Annotated in this window: 11 protein-coding genes and 2 pseudogenes; 8 read left to right on the plus strand and 5 right to left on the minus strand. The window is 44.8% G+C overall.

Annotated elements, in window-relative coordinates; all coding sequences use genetic code 11:
- Nucleotides 1-1,822: type ISP restriction/modification enzyme (locus tag HUK38_RS11935; RefSeq protein ID WP_182584558.1), on the plus strand; the 1,822-nt coding region annotated here is incomplete at its 5' end.
- Between the two features lie 314 nt (nucleotides 1,823-2,136).
- Here the strand turns inward: HUK38_RS11935 and HUK38_RS11940 are convergent.
- Nucleotides 2,137-2,613 carry an Hsp20 family protein gene (locus HUK38_RS11940; protein WP_182584559.1) on the minus strand — a complete coding sequence of 159 codons (477 nt, stop codon included), beginning with the start codon at nucleotides 2,611-2,613 and terminating at the stop codon, nucleotides 2,137-2,139.
- A gap of 239 nt (nucleotides 2,614-2,852) precedes the next feature.
- Here HUK38_RS11940 and gspD point away from each other — a divergent pair, with 239 nt between their 5' ends.
- From gspD to HUK38_RS11970, 7 genes are all read left to right on the plus strand, one after another.
- Complete coding sequence (gspD, locus tag HUK38_RS11945) at nucleotides 2,853-5,039, plus strand: type II secretion system secretin GspD (protein ID WP_182584560.1); 2,187 nt, start codon at nucleotides 2,853-2,855, stop codon at nucleotides 5,037-5,039.
- 39 nt (nucleotides 5,040-5,078) lie between these two features.
- Nucleotides 5,079-6,722 carry a DNA methyltransferase gene (locus HUK38_RS11950; protein WP_182584561.1) on the plus strand — a complete coding sequence of 548 codons (1,644 nt, stop codon included), beginning with the start codon at nucleotides 5,079-5,081 and terminating at the stop codon, nucleotides 6,720-6,722.
- A 49-nt stretch (nucleotides 6,723-6,771) separates the two neighbouring features.
- A complete protein-coding gene (locus HUK38_RS11955) occupies nucleotides 6,772-7,707 on the plus strand; it encodes a KpsF/GutQ family sugar-phosphate isomerase (protein ID WP_182584562.1) in 936 nt (311 codons plus the stop codon).
- A gap of 181 nt (nucleotides 7,708-7,888) precedes the next feature.
- Nucleotides 7,889-11,881, plus strand: a complete 3,993-nt coding sequence (locus HUK38_RS11960) for a glycosyltransferase (protein WP_182584563.1) — start codon at nucleotides 7,889-7,891, stop codon at nucleotides 11,879-11,881.
- A 261-nt stretch (nucleotides 11,882-12,142) separates the two neighbouring features.
- Nucleotides 12,143-12,397, plus strand: a complete 255-nt coding sequence (locus HUK38_RS14935; RefSeq protein WP_202985558.1) for a sulfotransferase — start codon at nucleotides 12,143-12,145, stop codon at nucleotides 12,395-12,397.
- Between the two features lie 21 nt (nucleotides 12,398-12,418).
- Complete coding sequence (locus HUK38_RS14940; protein ID WP_202985559.1) at nucleotides 12,419-12,940, plus strand: hypothetical protein; 522 nt, start codon at nucleotides 12,419-12,421, stop codon at nucleotides 12,938-12,940.
- A 606-nt stretch (nucleotides 12,941-13,546) separates the two neighbouring features.
- Nucleotides 13,547-14,311 carry a cobalamin biosynthesis central domain-containing protein gene (locus HUK38_RS11970; protein WP_182584564.1) on the plus strand — a complete coding sequence of 255 codons (765 nt, stop codon included), beginning with the start codon at nucleotides 13,547-13,549 and terminating at the stop codon, nucleotides 14,309-14,311.
- 24 nt (nucleotides 14,312-14,335) lie between these two features.
- On the opposite strand, the gene pstB is transcribed toward HUK38_RS11970, so the two are convergent.
- The 4 genes and pseudogenes from pstB to pstC all read right to left on the minus strand — a co-directional run bounded on the left by pstB (nucleotide 14,336) and on the right by pstC (nucleotide 18,559).
- The gene (pstB, locus tag HUK38_RS11975) at nucleotides 14,336-15,199 is read right to left on the minus strand and encodes a phosphate ABC transporter ATP-binding protein PstB (protein WP_182584565.1); all 864 of its coding nucleotides are present in this window, start codon (nucleotides 15,197-15,199) and stop codon (nucleotides 14,336-14,338) included.
- A gap of 71 nt (nucleotides 15,200-15,270) precedes the next feature.
- A pseudogene (pstA, locus tag HUK38_RS15210) lies at nucleotides 15,271-16,077 on the minus strand (phosphate ABC transporter permease PstA); the annotation flags it as partial.
- Nucleotides 16,078-16,629: 552 nt separating this feature from the next.
- Nucleotides 16,630-17,217, minus strand: a pseudogene (locus HUK38_RS15215) (DUF3333 domain-containing protein); the annotation flags it as partial.
- Nucleotides 17,168-18,559 (minus strand): phosphate ABC transporter permease subunit PstC, encoded by a 1,392-nt coding sequence (pstC, locus tag HUK38_RS11985; protein ID WP_182584567.1) that lies wholly within the window; start codon nucleotides 18,557-18,559, stop codon nucleotides 17,168-17,170. The pseudogene HUK38_RS15215 and the gene pstC, both read right to left, overlap by 50 nt.
- Nucleotides 18,560-18,637 lie beyond the last annotated feature (78 nt).

Below are 18,637 nucleotides of genomic sequence, written 5' to 3' on the forward strand. Positions count from 1 at the left end.
GCGGCAGAATGAACGGCGTATTAGTGTGATTATTGGTAATCCGCCATATAATGCGAATCAAATGAATGAGAACGATAATAATAAAAACCGCGAGTATAAAGATGTTGATACCCGGATTCGTGCGACTTACATTGCCGCCAGTACCGCGCAAAAAACTAAGTTATATGACATGTATGCGCGCTTTTTTCGCTGGGCGAGTGATCGGTTAAAAGTTGATGGCATCATTGCATTTGTTAGTAACAACTCATTTATTGATAGCCGAACATTTGATGGTTTTCGGAAACTCATTGCGCAAGAATTTAGTGAAATTAGAATTATTAATTTAAAAGGTAATGCGCGTACCAGTGGCAAACGTCGTCGTCAAGAAGGCGGTAATATCTTTCGTGACCAAATCCGCGTTGGTATTGCAATTTGGTTTTGTGTCAAACGGCAAGAAAACGATATTAAAAATGCGCAAATCTTATACACAGAAGTTAAAGATTATGCGACAGCAGATGAAAAATTGGCATGGATTGACTGTCTGCCATTGGATAAACAGCAATTTGAGTACATTCGACCAGATGAAAAAAATAATTGGTTAAATCAACCCACCGAAGACTGGGATCATTTATTACCAGTGGCAAATAAAGAAACAAAAGCGGCAAAAACAGCGGCGAGTGAACGGGCAATTTTTAAGTTGTATTCGTTAGGAGTAGTAACGGCGCGTGACGAATGGATGTACGATGTCAATCAACAATCTTTAGAAAACAAAGTCCGTTTTTTAATTGATGTTTATAACGCTGACCGGTTTGTATTAGCTGCGCAGTCAGCAAAACAGGACACATCGCATTTGCTTAATTATCAAATTAAATGGACTAGGGCAGTCAAAGCGGCGCTGGGCAAAAACATCTCTATTGATTATAATCCGGCAAAAATCACTGTGGCCAATTATCGTCCATTTATGCGCTGTTTTTTGTATCGTGATAAATTGCTAAACGAAATGGGCAATCAAACGCCGCGGCTTTTCGGCTATCCATGTCAGTTTATTAACGCGTCCATTACAGTGATGGGCGACTCGACTGGCAAACCTTATTTCACATTAGCAATTGACCGCATCCCCGATTTGAATTTCGTTAGCCCAGCATCTGGTGGCAGCCAAACATTTCCATTGCATGTTTTTAATGAATCTGGTGATTGCTCCGACAACATCACCGATTGGGCGCTAGAACAATTCACTGCGCATTATCAAACTGAATTAACCAGCCCCGCCCGCGCCCTTGATAAACCCGCCATTTTTCATTATTGCTACGCCGTTTTACACGATCCGATTTACCGTGACAAATACGCGCTTAATTTGAAACGTGACTTCCCGCGCATTCCATTCTATTCGGAGTTTTGGCGCTGGGTTGATTGGGGTGCGGCATTACTTGATTTGCATCTCAATTATGAACAGACCACACCATTTCCATTCACCCGCATTGACACACCCGACGACCGCGCCCGCGCTGCCGGCGTCAATCCCAAAGTCTTATTACGCGCTGATGTGAATAATGGCAGCATTCGGATTGATAGCGAAACCACGCTGTTTGATATTCCCGCCACTGCCTGGACATATCAACTCGGCAACCGCTGCGCGATTGAATGGATACTCGACCAATACAAAGAAAAGACGCCGAAAGACCCGACGATCCGCGCTCGGTTTAATACCTACCGCTTTGCCGATTACAAAGAATCTGTGATTAATTTAATTGCGCGGGTGACGACCGTCAGTATTGAAACGATGCAGATCGTCAATGCAATGTACAAATTAAACCGCACCTCGACTGAATCATATACTCTTTAATTAATCATTCATAGGCTATTGAAACATTCAATTAGATTAATTAGAAAAAATTGCCATCACGTCAAGCATGGGACTAACACAATTTCTCAATCTGAATGGTAACAACGTTTTTAAATTGTTGAATCGTGTCACCAGAACATCTCCGGTAACGTCATTTTAACTGAAATCTATATGTGTAAACGAATTATAAAAAACACATCTTATTATCTTTCGTACCGCGAGAAATTTCATTAATTGCTACTGCCGGGCAATAAAAAACCGGGCAGTTTCCTACCCGGTTTTATTGACGTTAAACGCCGATTAAGGCAATTAGATTAGGCCGCCGCACGTTGCTGATTAGCATCATTTAATGAGCCAACGACACGTTCTTCATTTGCTGTGCGAATAGCAATCTTGCGCGGCTTCATTGCCTCTGGCATTTCGCGTATTAGGTCAATGTGCAACAGTCCATCTTGCAAACGTGCATCAATCACCCGCACATAATCCGCCAATTGAAACTTACGTTCAAAGCTGCGGTTGGCAATGCCGCGATACAAGAAACGACGTTCACCATTCTCTTCAGCACGCTCACCACCGACAGTCAAAATGTTCTCTTTTAATTCAATAGTTAAATCATCATTCGAGAACCCCGCCACCGCCATTGTAATGCAATAGCGATTATCATCTTGCAGTTCAACATTATAAGGCGGATAGCCACCCGCTTCAGTACGGTACGCATTTTCTAATGAAGCAGCGAGCCGATCAAAGCCAATCATTGAACGAAACAGCGGTGAAAAGTCTAGCGTTGTCATACACTTATCCTCCAAATGAGCGATATAAAAACGGTGTTCTTGAATGAACCACCTAATTAACAGCCCTCAACAGGGAGCGACTGTAAGTATAACTGTAGCGGCTTGTTAGCACTCTGTCAAGGCGAGTGCTAAAAAATTTTCGCGCACCGCCCCGCTTGTGACAACCCAACACAAACGGCCAGATTCCGTTAAACTCACACCCATTGATTCGCACTCCCACCCCCACCTCGTTTAATCCAATGTTGTCACTACCCAGCCAATTCAATTTTATTCAATTAACCACCGCCCGCCGGCGTATTCAATCTTATTGGTTAATTGCCAGCGCCACTGCTATTATTAGTGGTTGCAGCAGCTTGGTATTTGATCCCAGCGCAGGGATTAGTAGTAATCAAGGTCATATTGCTGATACCGATTTGCATATTCAATCCCAAACTGCTACCGCTGAACATTTGCCACCGGCCGGTGGTATCGCAATTGGTAATGATCCATTGCCAAAAGCCCAGACACGCATTGAACGCGGCACTGGACGATTTGTTGGTCAAGTAAAACGCCCAAAAGTGGATACCACGCCGGGCGACGTGACACTCAATTTTGATGGCACAGATATACGCGAAGTTGTTAAAGTAATTTTAGGCGAATTATTAGGCGCTAATTATGTGATTGATCCAGCCGTGCAGGGATCAGTATCATTACAAACTGGCCGCGCATTACGGCGTGATTTATTATTACCAACATTAGAAACGCTATTGCGCATGAATAATGCTGCCTTAATAGACAAGGGTGATCGTTATGAAGTCGTGCCAATTGGCAATGCAGTACGCGGGCGCTCGGCACCTCAATTAGGTGAAAATATTCGCGCCCTACCAAGTGGTTATACATTGCAAATCATTCCATTGCGCTACATTGGTGCCCAGGAAATGGCTAATATCCTTGAACCATTAGCCCCCGAGGGTAGCATTGTGCGCGTGGATACTCTGCGCAATTTATTAGTGATTGCGGCCGCCGGAGCAGAAATGACGCAATTGATAGATACAATTGAAGTCTTTGATGTGGATTGGATGGCTGGATTATCTGTCGGCTTCTTCACATTAGAATATGCCAAAGCTAAAGATGTTGTCGCGCAATTAGAAGCTCTCTTAACTGATGAAAAAAGTAACCCACTAACGGGCATGTTTCGTTTCATTCCAGTAGATAGCGCCAATGCTTTATTAGTCATTTCACCACAGCCCAGTTATTTAGAAAAAATGCAGCATTGGATCGAACGTTTGGATTTAGCCGAAGCCAGCGGCACCAGTGCGCAACAATTATATGTTTATCGGGTTAAACACGGTGATGCTGAAAACCTGGCTGATGTATTAAGTCAATTATTCGCCAGTGATGGTGGCAGCACGGCCAGCAAGCGTACTGTTGGGAGTGTTGCGCCCGGTAAACGTGAAGCCTCAACGGCACAAACGAATACAAATGCGAATGGAAAAACGAATACTTCATCATCAACGTCGCGTCGTGCTGCAACGTCAAATACTTTAGAATTATCGTCACAGGTGAGCGTAGTTGCCGATGCAGTCAATAATTCGTTGTTAATTAAATCGAGCCCGCGTGATTATAAAAAAATCCTCGATGCGTTAAAACAACTCGACATCATGCCATTACAAGTATTAGTTGAAGCAACCATTGTTGAGATTGCGTTGACTGGTTCATTGGAATACGGTGTGCAATGGAATTTATTTGCGGGTGCTAAAGATGGGTATGTTGGTAATGCAAGTTTGATGAGCAGTAAAACTGATGTAGCAGCTCCTACGCTACCCGGTTTTAATTGGTCTGTGGTATTACAACCCGATACAATTCGTGCCAATTTGAATGCGCTGGCATCTGATGGTTTAGTTAATGTATTATCATCGCCGTCGGTCATGGTCATGGATAATCAAGAAGCCAAGATTCAAGTCGGTAAAGAAGTGCCAATTGCCACCACGCAGCAACAGGGAACTTCAACTACTGAACGTATTGTTAATCAAATTGAATATCGCAGTATTGGTGTTATGTTGACTGTGAAACCGCGGGTCACGCCTGGCGGTTTAGTGCAAATGGAAATTGAACAAGAAGTCAGCACCGTTGCTGAAGAAAGTGGTGCATTAGATTCGCCCACTTTTAGCACCCGTAATATTACCAGTAATGTTGCAGTGCGTTCTAATCAAGCAGTGGTATTAGGTGGGTTAATTCAAGATAACCGCGAAGATAATAAATCAGGGCTGCCAGGTTTATATCGTGCGCCATTCGTTGGCGGATTATTTGGCAAAACAGCGCGTAAAGCAGAACGCACCGAATTAGTTGTGGTTTTAACTCCACGAGTTATTGCCAGTGATAGTGATGTTGCCAATGTCACGAATGATTTTAGGCGTAAAGTGCGAACCCTAAAGAAGCAGTTTTAATTCGGGTAATGCGGTGATTCACTCGTGGCGTTAGTGAACATGAATCAACTCTTTTATGGCGATAATCTTGATGTGCTGCGGCATAAACTCAAAGATGAGAGCGTGGATTTATGCTACATTGATCCGCCGTTTAATTCCAAGCGGAATTATTTCCAGATTTATAACAACATAGGCAAGGAAGACACGGCGCAAGCGCAGATGTTTATTGATACTTGGACATGGAATCAATTAGCCGATCTCGGACTGCGTGATATTACTCAAAATAACCAAAGCAGTTACACGCGCCAAACTATTGAATTGATTAATGGATTGCGAGCGGTGTTAGGCATGAGCGGGTTGCTGGCGTATTTAATTAGTATGACGCAGCGGGTTAATGAGATTTGGCGTGTCTTAAAACCAACCGGGAGTTTTTATTTGCATTGTGATCCAACCTGTAGCCATTATCTCAAGCTCATATTGGACAGTATCTTTTGTCCACGCGGTGGGGACTATTTGAATGAGATTGTGTGGAAAAGAACCTCAGCACACAGTGATGCAAAACGCTATGCTAAAGTCAGCGATTCTGTTTTGTTTTATGTTAAATCTAATCAATATCAATGGAATAAAGGATATGCTGAGTATGATGAAAATTACGTCACGTCTCATTATACAAATACAGATGAATTTGGACGAAAATTTAGGTATGATAATCTAGTTAAACCAAAAGGTAGCGCCGGTTATTTTTATATTTTACTCGGTTGCTCACCACCACCGAATGGTTGGCGAATGCCGGAAAGTAGGGCGCTGCAATGGCTAAATGAAAATAGAATAGAAATACCGCCCAAAGGAAAGATTCCTGCCTATAAACGTTATTTAGATGAAATGAAAGGTGCTGTTCTAACTAATGTTTGGAACGACATATTGCCAATTAACTCTCAAGGTAAAGATGCGTTCAGCTATCCCACCCAAAAACCTGAAACTTTATTAGAACGCATCATTCAAGCCAGCAGCAATGAAGGTGACGTAGTATTAGATGCGTATTGCGGTTGCGGCACCACCATCGCCGTTGCCCAGAGATTAAATCGCCAATGGATTGGTATTGACATTACCTATCAAAGCATTGCAATTATCCTCGGGCGTCTTGAAGATAGCTTTGGTACTGAAGTATTAAATCAAATCACGTTGGGCGGCATTCCGCGTGATATGGAATCTGCACGCGCTTTGGCAAATAAAAAAGATGATCGCTTGCGGAAAGAGTTTGAAAAATGGGCAGTATTAACCTATACCAATCACCATGCCATCATTGATGATAAAAAAGGCGCGGACAAAGGTATTGACGGCATGGCTTACATCGTTACTGGTAAAGGCGATAAAGCACTTGCCCGCGTGGTTATACAAGTCAAATCGGGTAAAGTGAAGCGCACTGACGTTGCGGCATTGCGCGGTGATATGGCACGCGAAAATGCAGTCATGGGGATTTTTATTACGCTTGAAGAACCCACTAAAGCAATGCACGAGGATGCAATGGCGGCCGGCTATTATCATCACGAATTATTGCATCGGGATTATCCAGCCATTCAATTGGTGACAGTGCGCGAGATGATTGATGAGCATCGCCGCAGTGATTTACCGCTGCATCAAAAAGTATTTAAAAAAGCTGCTTTTGTATCCACGTCAATACAGCACATGCTGCCTGTTGAATAATTATTTTCCTGCCCTATTTTTTATTATCTTGCATTAAAAATACCCTATCATGTTGGATTACACTGCAATTGCCCGCGATGTTTTTACAATTGAAGCTGCCGCTGTTGCAGGATTAACCGACCGACTCGATTATCAATTCACCGCCGCCATTGAAGCCATTTTAACCAGTCATGGCCGCGTGATTGTCTGTGGGATTGGAAAATCCGGCATCATTGGTAAGAAAATCGCCGCAACCCTTGCCAGCACTGGCACGCCCGCCTTTTTTATGCACCCCGCCGAAGCCTATCACGGCGATTTAGGCATGGTCGAATCGCATGACATTTTGATTGCCATTTCTTATTCTGGCGAGGCGGAAGAATTATTACGCTTATTACCCTTTTTACGCGACAACGGCAATAGCACTATTGCATTAACTGGCAATCATCGCTCGACCTTAGCGCAACAAGTCACCTATTCATTATCAGTGTGCGTGGAACAAGAAGCTTGCCCCTTACAATTAGCACCGACCGCATCCACCACTGCGACATTGGCAATGGGCGATGCAATTGCAGTCGCATTGATGCGAGCGCGTAATTTTCAACCGCATCATTTCGCCCGCTTACATCCGGGCGGAGCGCTTGGGCGACGTTTATTAGCATTAGTGCGTGATGAAATGCGTCAACATGAATTGCCATTTGTATTACCAACCACCTGTGCCGAAGCGGTGGTTAATTGCATTACTCATGCGCGGCTGGGATTGGCAATTGTCACAATTGATCGAATAAACCCGCTGGGCATCATTACCGATGGCGACCTGCGCCGGGCAGTGCAATGCAATCGTGAGCAATTCTTTAGTCTCACCGCCGGCAATATGATGACGCCCAATCCTATTGTGATTGGTGCAGATAGTCGTATGAATGTCGCAATTGAACTCATGGCGGCACGGCGCATCACAGCGTTAATTGTAGTGGACGACAGCGGGATTGTGGGCGTGGTGCAAAAGTGATTAACCCGCTGCTTGCAGCAATTAAAAACTCACACGCTAGGTAGAATTAAAACAGCTTTTAATGCACCAGCGTGGTAAAAACGCTGTTTAACCGCATTCATAATCAACGGCGCCATTTTGAATGCCCAATTCAACCCGGGTTAATCCTGCAATCAATTCAATCGCGGTTACATTCCAAATCATGTCAGCCCCCGTTTCTCCCATTGCCGTCATCGTGCCGGTCTATCGTGGTATAGATGAAACATGTTGTTGTTTAACCAGCATTCTCGCCGCCACGTCCCGCACCCCCTACCAACTCGTTGTCATTGATGACGCCAGCCCCGAGCCAGCATTGCGTATTTGGCTTGACCAACTCGCAGCCGCAGGGCGTATCCACTTGATCCGCCAGCCAATTAATCGCGGCTTTGTCGCCGCCGTCAACTTAGGCATGGCACTGTATCCAAAATCAGACGTGGTGTTACTTAACAGCGACACAGCTGTTGCGCACGACTGGTTAGATCGGCTCGTCGCTGCGGCTCATTCGCAACAGTGCGTTGGCACAGTGACACCTTTTAGCAACGCCGGCAGCGTATGCAGTTACCCCCACGTCACCCGCGACAACCCGTGGCCGGGTGCGTCAACCACTGACCTTGTTGGATTAAAACAACTAGACCACTTTGCCGCAACAGTCAACGCCGGTTGCACGGTAGATTTACCCGTTGGTGTGGGTTTTTGCCTACTAATTCGCCGCGTTTGTCTCGATCAGGTCGGCGAATTCGACACTGCGCAATTTGGTCACGGCTATGGCGAAGAAGTCGAATTTTGCTTGCGTGCCAGTCAGTTAGGCTTCCGTCACCTGCTCGCCGCCGACGTGTTTGTCGCGCATCATGGCAGCGTTTCGTTTGGTAATGAGGTCGCAAACACGCGCAAAATCGCTGCACAAGCTCAGATTGACGCCAATTTTCCCGATTTTCAGCGCCAAGTGGCGGAATGGTTTCAACGCGATCCAGCACGGCAGTTGCGGCGGCGACTTGACCTCGCTCGTATTACAAATGCAACACAGTCTGTTGTGTTGTTTATCACCCACAACGGTGGCGGTGGGGTCGAGCGGCACGTTGCAGAAGTGGCAGAATTGTCACGCGGGCAGGCGCTAATTTTAACGTTATCACCGTATCACGGCGCGACGCAACAGGTGCGTTGGCAGGATGAGCGCGAGGAGTTTTGTTGTTATTTGCACCTCGGCGAGCGCGGTAGTGACGCTGATACTGTTACGTTGGCGCGACTGCGCGACCTGGGTGTTGCGCGCCTGCACTATCATCAGGTCGTCGGTTTGCCCGAGCGGGTGTTGGCATTGGCGGACGATTTAGCGTTACCGTATGATGTTACCATTCACGATTACATGGTGATTTGTCCGCATATTCATCTGCTGACTGCCGCCGGGCGCTACTGTGGTGAGCCAGAAATTTCGTTGTGTGACAAGTGTTTAGCGGATCGGCCGCCGCAGGCATTTGCGCACTGGACGCCGTTTTCGATCACCAATTGGCGGCAGCGTTGGCAGGCGTGGTTGGCGCAGGCGACGCGGGTGATTTGCCCGTCGCAGGATGTTGCGTCGCGGCTACAGCGGTATTGGCCGACGTTACATTGCACAGTGGCGCCGCACCCACGCCCACCGTTGCCCAATCAACATGCGCATCTGACCGCTGCTCAGTGCGTTAAAGTGTTGATTTTAGGTGGATTATCGCAACCCAAAGGGCGGGATTTGGTTTATCAATGTGCGTTATTTGCGCAACAACACCAGCAACCGTTGTTTTTTCGCGTCATCGGGCCGGCTGAACCATTACCGCAAACCTGGCCGGCCGTGCCATTGCAAGTGACGGGTAGCTATGAAGAACGCGATTTAATGGCGTTAATTGCATTAGAACGGGCGGATGTTTTTTTATTTCCCGCGCAAATCCCTGAGACCTTTTCTTATACATTATCAGCGGCATTGCAGACGGGATTACCTATTGTTGCAACGGCATTGGGTGCATTTATTGAACGGCTGGCAAATTATCCACTCGCGCACTTATTGCCATTGGATAGCGCAATTGAAGATTGGAATGCGCAGTTATTAGCGGCGGCGCAACTTGACCAGTCAAGCACTATTAATACACTCATACAAACGTCTGCGTCAACAAATACATCTGTGCAAATAGATTCCAATACACATTTTCATGCAACGTCAGTTTTATTAAATGATCGGCAAATCAAATTTGCGCATTATGATTACTGGCCGCCAACTGCATTTCATTTAACCCCGGCGCAAATCACTCCGCCGTTATCATTATCAGAGTTGTATTCGGCTGTGCTGGATTATCAGCATTGGCAATATAAACCTGAATTGGCACGGCGAGTGCCGGAAATTGAATTAGCCCTGGGTGATGCCGAATGGGATCGGCGCGCTTTGCGAATGCGATTGCGTCAAGTCGAGCGGGATTATTCATTATTAACGCGGGAATTAGCGCATCAACGCCATGCTCATGCCGAATACGTCGCGTTATTAGAACGAGAACGCCACGCCGCGCAAGTGGCATTGAACGCATTAGAAACCAGCCAGGTCGTGCGCTGGTGGCATCAATGGTTGCAATTCACTGCGCAGTGTCAGCAATTCACAAATGATGTGCGCCGCCCACGCCACCTGTGGCAGCAATTAAATACTTGGCAATTCAATCAACGGCAACCATTCAGCCGGCGAGCGCGGCGCTGGTTAATGCGGTTCAAATCAATTCGATTACAGCCACTGACTAATCCCGCCGTCATTTCCCCGCCAATAGCTCAAAATGAGTCGGTTTTAATTCCCCCCCTTGCCACAACCGCGCCAGATGAATTGACCGCGTTTATTCTATTACCACTATTATCACCAACAGATAATGCACATTGGTTAGCTGATTGTCTTGATGCGTTGTTGACCAGTGCCATTCATGCCGGTCTGAATTGCACGGTGCATGTATTAGATGACGCCGCACACACCGCTGCACAGTTTTGTCAAGGTTTCAATTTACCCAATGTTCATTGTTATCCATTCCAATCTGAATTAACACTGTGGCAATGGGCAAATCACTGTGTGACCAATACCACTGGGCAATATTTATTATGGTTAGATGCCAGTAGTCAATTGCAACCGGCCACGTTGCAACACCTGTTTAATGCAATTCAACATCCGCCAAACCATGCACACATTGGCATGATCACGGCAAAATTATGTTATGCCGACGGTCCCTTATTAGCCGCTGGCGCTGTGCTATGGCGCGATGGTGATTTATGGTATGCCGGGCGTGGTGATGATCCACTGCGCTCAACATTTAATTATTTGCGTCAATTAGATGTCGCGCCCTGGGGATGCGTGTTAATACCGCGAGTGCAATTCATATCGGCGGGTGGTTTTCAGGCGTGTTTTATTTCGCCCGATGCAGCGGTAGCGGCATTAAGTCTTTGTTTTGATAATACCGAATGGCAGGTGTGGTATCAACCGGCGGCAGTGGTGCAGCGATTATCAGCGCATAGTCGGCAACCAACAACTGGGCAGCCTGTATTCACAAATACTGAGCAACAATTATTAACGCGCTATTGGTCAGACCGCACCATGCAACGGCCGTTAACGGGTGACGCTATTCCCTTTATTTATGATCCTTTTATTCAACGCTGGGTATTGGTCAGCATTGATCCAGCACTCACTGGCTGGGTAAATATGTTAATTAATTGCGATATTGCAGCTAATACGCATGTTAGCGTGGTGGGTTGGAATCCTGAAAACACTTCTGCAACAGAGCAGTTTGTATTGCAACAGCGCGGCATTGAATTACTCACGGCGCCGCAGGTCATGTCACTCAGTGATGCGCTGGTGCAGTTTGGCGCCGTATTGAATCAAATCATGTTGTTGGGATTAGATCACGCGGCGGCGCAACTACCGCTGATTAAACAATTAACGCCACAAGTGCGGCTGGTTTTGATGTATAACACGCCGTTGGAATGTAGTTTAATCAATACCGAAGTGAGCGATACGGACTGTGCGCAATTCACCCAACGGCGGGGGCGGGAATTAAATATGTTGCGGCAATGTGACGCCATTTGGGTGATGAATGATGCGACGTTAATGCGCAAGTCTATTGAGCGTGATTTACCACTGGCAGTGGTTATTGATTCCGAAGTGATTTAAATAATCAATTGAATTTAAAAGTTATGTAGTTGGATAGTTAAGCCACTAATTGAAGTGAGTGTTCTCATGCGGGCGCGTGGAAACGATCAAATACATTCTTTATAATTATTATTCATGTTTCGGCATGTATAAGCTGATCCCAAATAATTTGATCGCAGTACAGTAATCAAAATCAAGTAGCTATGCCCTTTTTGACAGGTATTTTATGTTGAATTGATTATACTATAGTCTAAAATTCACTGCTGATAAATGGTAATAGTATTGAATGCAACACCACATTTATTACACGTTACTGGCTTACCACGCGCCGGTTCAATTTTGCTTTGTCAATTATTAGGGTTGCATCCTGATATTGACAGCAGCGGTCACAGTTCGCCGTTATGTCCACTATTAATACAATTGCGTCACCAGTGGAGTGACAATGAGTTTTTATTAGCACAATTGGATGTTGATTTTGAATTGACTTATGCCCGTTTATTGGACGCATGGCGCGGTTTTATAAGTGGTTGGTTTTAAAAAACAAACAAGCATTGGGCAGTGGATAAGAATCGCGGTTGGTTAGCACAAATTGAAACTGTACAGGCAGTTGATCCGAATTTTCGGATGTTGGTGTGTATTCGTGAATTGGGTCAAATCCTCGGATCAATTGAAGCACAACATCCCAAAACCCGGTTGTTAGACTTTCCCGATCATTTAGCGCATTTATCGCGTTATGCCCGCGCAGATAAATTGCTCGCTAGTGACGGGCTATTAGGTGCGCCATTAAAAGCGATTGAAGCTTTGCAGGATGTGCCGGAACAATGGCAGCAGCAGTTGTATTATGTGATCTTTGAGGAATTAATAGAACAACCGGTGGTGGTAATGACTGGTATTCATCGTTGGTTAGAATTAAAACCTGTGCCGTTTGATCCGTTTCAATTACCAATTAAACCGCATGAAAGTGACAGTTATTATCGCTATAAATATCCACATCGCACTTTTGCGCGTATTCAACCACCGGCGCTGCATTCAGTGCCACCGCGTATTGGGCGGAAACTCGTTACGCATTTCAAATTCTAATGGATTGATTTTTCAAGCAAGAGTGTGTTTCTACCCTGGAGCGTGGGAACGATCAATCAAATGATAACGAGGTTTCTCGCCGCACTTGAAATAACAAGGTTGTCAGTTGATCTAATTGTGATAAATTGGTGGGCGTTCTAATTCCCGCATCGTATTAACAATTTGCATGAAAACGGGTTTAACCGCTTAAATAAACCAATTTATTGCTGTAAAGCATGTGGGCGCCAATTTGTTTTAAATCCAAGCAAAACGGCAATTAGTTAGGAAACAAAAGAGCGAGTTGATCGGTTATTATTAGAGCGTACTTCGTTGAGAAGTATTCAACGCTGTATTGACGTCTCTGCTTCTTGGCTACAAGAATATGTTAATAACAAATATGCTGCAATACCTTTTATCGTTAGAGTGTAATCAATCATCGCGAAATGATGCCACCTAATTGGTTCTTTGCCAATCTTTTGCTCTAAAATTTCGAAAACCTGATTCAGGTGTGTATATTTCCAGTTGAAAACTATTGGGCAAAAGCAGAAGAAATTTACAAAGGATAACATTGTGTTGATAATACGTTAAGCAATTAAAGCATTGATACCGAGCCACGATGAAATTTAAATGTATTACCCGCCACATTTGAAAGTATTAACCACCACTACAACCGGTGTGCAATTAACCCAGCGTTTATATGCACAACTGCCAACTATGCAGTTGTACGCTCCTGCGCAATTAACCAGCATCATTACACCCGCCCACTTGCCACCAACCACCTGGTATCACGGATGCTTGCGTGATTTAATGCCAACGTTATTTACCAAACCGCCCACAAATCAATCACGTCATGCCATTGTTGCCATTCTAGCCATTGGTGCAGTCGTGCGACTTATTGCCCCGTATTTAATAGATAAATATCACGATCCAGCCGTCATAGTATTAGATCAAACGGGGCAATTTGTCGTTCCCATTCTCAGCGGTCATTTAGGCGGCGGCAATGCGCTCGCCGCACATTTAGCACAGCTTTTGAATGCAACAGCAGTCATAACAACCGCCTCGGATTGTCAATTGACATTAGCAGTGGATTTATTAGGACAGGAATTAGGTTGGCGCGTGGAAGCAGAGACAACGGCATTGCGACAAGCCAGCGCCGCAATGGTTAACAAACACCCCGTTGCACTCATTCAAGAAAACGGTAGTGATAATTGGTGGCGGCACCATGCCAATGGCCGCACGGGCGACTTACCTAGCAATTTACACCAATTGAGTTCATTAGATATGGTGGATGTAGTGTATTACCAAGCGTTATTGTGGATTAGTCACCGTGTCATCCCGCCTGCATTCGCGCAACGCTTCAGCAAACCAATTATTTGGTATAAACCGCCATAAAAATCATTAAATAACTGTTCGCGTTTAACCAAAGCGACCGGTAATGTAATCTTCAGTCAACTTGTGTTGTGGTTGATTAAAGATTTGCTCAGTCGGTCCAACTTCGACTAAATCACCTAAATGAAAATATGCCGTGCGTTGTGACACCCGTGCCGCCTGCTGCATTGAATGAGTTACAATTGCAATGCTGTAATGCGCCCGCAATTCATCAATTAACTCTTCAATAATTGCCGTTGCAATTGGATCAAGTGCCGAACACGGCTCATCCATTAAAATTACTTCGGGTGACACCGCAATGGTGCGCGCAATACACAATCGCTGTTGTTGACCACCTGATAATCCCGTGCCTGCTTGATTCAAGCGATCCTTCACTTCATTCCACAATCCCGCCCGCCGCAAACTGATTTCTACCAATTCATCCAATTCAGTGCGGCTCGTGGTTAATCCATGAATACGCGGGCCATAAGCAATGTTTTCATAGATAGATTTGGGAAATGGATTGGGTTTTTGAAATACCATGCCGACCTGAGCGCGCAATGGCACAACATCAATACCGCGGTCAAGAATCTCTTTACCATCCAGTTTAATAGAACCGTTGACACGCGCAATTGGAATGGTGTCATTCATACGATTTAAACAACGTAAAAACGTTGATTTACCACAACCCGATGGGCCAATCATCGCCACCACTTCATGTTTGCCAATATCAAGGCTCACATCTTTAATTGCCTGCTTATTCGCATACCATACGTTGATATTGCGACACTGCATTCGTGCATTAGGTGAGGTAATTTCACCCAGTGTGCGCGTAAAACTTTGATCTTGTTCTAAATCAGTCGCGGTCACAATGCCGATCCTAGTATTAACAACCTGTACTGCAGTATTCATATTAAAACTCAATGCGAGTTGTATAAAAGTTTGGAGTATAACCGATATGGTTGGCTGGGATTAAAACCATTTTACCAGCGCCGTTCAAACCGTCGCCGTAATAATACGGCTGTTAAATTCATCAAGAATAAAAACAATAGTAGCACTAAAATTGCTGCCGACGTGCGTTCAACAAAACCACGTTCTGGACTATCCGCCCATAAAAAGATTTGCACTGGTAACACGGTGGCAGGATCGGTAATACCGCCCGGAATATCGACAATAAACGCAATCATACCAATCATTAATAACGGCGCCGTTTCGCCTAAGGCATGTGCCATCCCAAGAATACTGCCCGTTAAAATACCGGGCATGGCTAATGGTAACACATGATGCAATTGCGTTTGTAATGGCGATGCACCAATGCCCAGCGCTGCTTCTCGAATAGAGGGTGGGACAGACTTTAATGCAGCGCGCCCAGCAATAATGATAATTGGCAGTGTCATTAATGTCAGCACCATTGCTGCCACTAATGGCGTCGAACGCGGAATACCGAAAAAATTAATAAAGACAGCCAAGCCCAACAAGCCAAATACGACTGATGGTACGGCAGCAAGATTATTAATGTTAACTTCAATAAAATCAGTCCAGCGGTTTTTAGGTGCGAATTCTTCTAAATAAAGCGCCGCCCCAACCCCAATCGGAAATGAAAATAACATGGTTAATAATAACGTATACATTGATCCCATTAAGGCCCCAGCAATGCCGGCCTGTTCGGGTTCGCGTGAGGCGCTGTTAATGAAAAATAAAGTATTAAAATATTTCGCAATCATTTCTTGTTGTTTTAGTTGCCATATCCATGCAACTTGATTATCTTTTAAGCGCCGATCTGCCTCGGGTTGTGCAAATTCTATTATGTTCCACTCGCCGCCTGTAGCTGCGACCTTTGAATTAAACGGGGCAAAAATTTCTCCACTGATTGTATTATTTTTAACCTCAGTAACCTTTACCAATCCACCATTGATGTTAACAAAGTAGCTAGGCATATTTGAATTAAGCAGTTCATTGCCGTGCGTTGCCTCAGCTCGTGCACGAAAATCAGCCGCCTTTGTTTGTGCTGCTAATAAATCACGACTCAAGCGTGTATGACGCGCTAATAATTCGGCATCATTGGCTATTAACCGTTCAGCTTGTTCAGCTTGTCCGGCAGCTAATGCGTTCTGCTGTGCTTGATGGCGCGCTGTACGCTCTGCTTCGATGTCAAGTAATGCTGTTTGAATGCGTGTTATAGCACGTTCTTGTTGCTGTGCCGAAGTAGTTAAAAAGGTTTTGACCTGTTTACGAATAATGACAAAATCCTCTCCCGTAGAAATGATTTGCGCTCGCTGATTGGACTGTATAACTGTTGCTTGTCCGTGTGTCATTAACGTGTTAATTGACGTTGATCGGCCTTTCATAAACATATCTACATCATCATCGGCTAATAACTTGAGGGTTTGAGTAGTGCCGATGATGGTTGGATTAGCCGCAACTTTATCGCGTAAAAATTGTGTGGCATTAGAACTTAATAAACTGTAAAGCAATCGTTTTTGATGACGCGCTTCTACATAAGGAAATGTCTTTTCTAATGCCTGTCGTGCTATTTTTAAGAAATTAACATCTGCCAAAATAGTATTAATATCAGAGGATGTTAACCCAGATTGTTTTAAGCGCCCGTTTGGGTCAATCATTGCTACATCAAATGTGACGGGCAATTCAATATAGGTTTGTTGAAATGCCGTGTATCCTTGACCAATAATGCTCGTGAATAAAACGACCACGCATGACAACCCCAAAATAACTGCACTGAGTCCGAACAAACGAAACCGTCGTTCAGCGGCATAACGCCGTTTAAGACTTGCATCAACAATATCAATTGCCCGGCGCGGCGGAGATTGATTTGATGTTTCAGGCAGCACTACGTTAGATTGCGCAGTCAAATCATCTGTATTATTCATACTGTTCCCGGTATTTGCGCACAATGTGCAAAGCAATGACATTAAGCATTAAAGTCACGACAAATAATGTGAGTCCTAACGCGAATGCGGCTAATGTTTTTGCGCTGTCGAATTCTTGATCGCCAGTTAATAAAGTGACAATTTGTACAGTCACTGTCGTGACACTTGCTAATGGATTAGCAGTTAAATTGGCGGCTAACCCGGCGGCCATGACGACAATCATGGTTTCACCAATAGCGCGTGAAATAGCTAATAACACGCCACCGACGATGCCTGGTAATGCGGCTGGAAAGATGACGCGCCTTACTGTTTCCGACTGTGTCGCACCCAGTGCGTATGAACCATCGCGCATTGATTGTGGCACAGCATTGATGACATCGTCTGATAATGAGGAAACAAATGGAATAATCATAACACCCATGACTAATCCAGCAGCCAATGCACTCTCTGAAGCAACGGTTAATCCAATTGCTTCACCCCAGTCGCGTATGAGTGGTGCGACAGTTAAAGCTGCAAAAAAACCATAAACAACGGTGGGAATACCAGCAAGTATTTCCAGTATTGGTTTGGCGATAGAGCGTACCCGTGTTGAGGCGTATTCAGATAAATAAATTGCTGATAACAATCCAATAGGCACGGCGACAAGCATCGCTATTCCGGAGATTAATAACGTGCCAGTAAATAATGGAATCGCTCCGAAACTACCCGATGCGCCAACTTGATCGGCGCGCAGCGCAATTTGCGGACTCCATTGAATGCCAAAAAAGAATTCAGTCCAAGAAATTTTTTGAAAAAATTGAATAGATTCGAATAAAACTGATAAAACGATTCCTAGCGTGGTTAGAATTGCTAAGGATGAAAACAGAATCATAATCAGCAGAAGAATAGATTCAACCCGATTGCGCGCTCGAAATGCAGGTTGGGTACGATGCCATGCAATGCTCATTCCTAACCCAGCAATAGAGAACACCAATGACCATAGACCAATACTGGCAAATGACTGTAACTGATGATAATGGTCAGCTGCGGCTTGAATTTCGGAAGTAATCTTCCCTGATGTAATATTACCAGTGGCAAGATTTTTAATATCATTGATGAGCAGACTTAAATGACCATCAGATAATGCAACAGTTAAACTGGGCGGTAATTGTTCAACGACCAATATCGTGATAACACGTTCTTGTAATCCAATCCACAATAAGACTAATAATAACGCAGGAATGCCAACCCACAGGGCTGCGTAATAGCCGTAATATGCTGGTAATGAATGTAGGTGACGGATATGACTGTGACCACCAACGACTCGGACTGCACGATTGCGTCCTACCTGAAATGCTAATACCATCATGGCTAAAATAGCCAACAGCAGTAGCGATATATTCATCGCTTTATCCTGTAAATAAAACTGGTTGCAAATACACAACCCATAGGCCAAGACAACAACTTTATTTGAACACTTGTC

It is taken from the genome of Thiospirillum jenense (genome assembly GCF_014145225.1).
GTDB lineage: Bacteria > Pseudomonadota > Gammaproteobacteria > Chromatiales > Chromatiaceae > Thiospirillum > Thiospirillum jenense.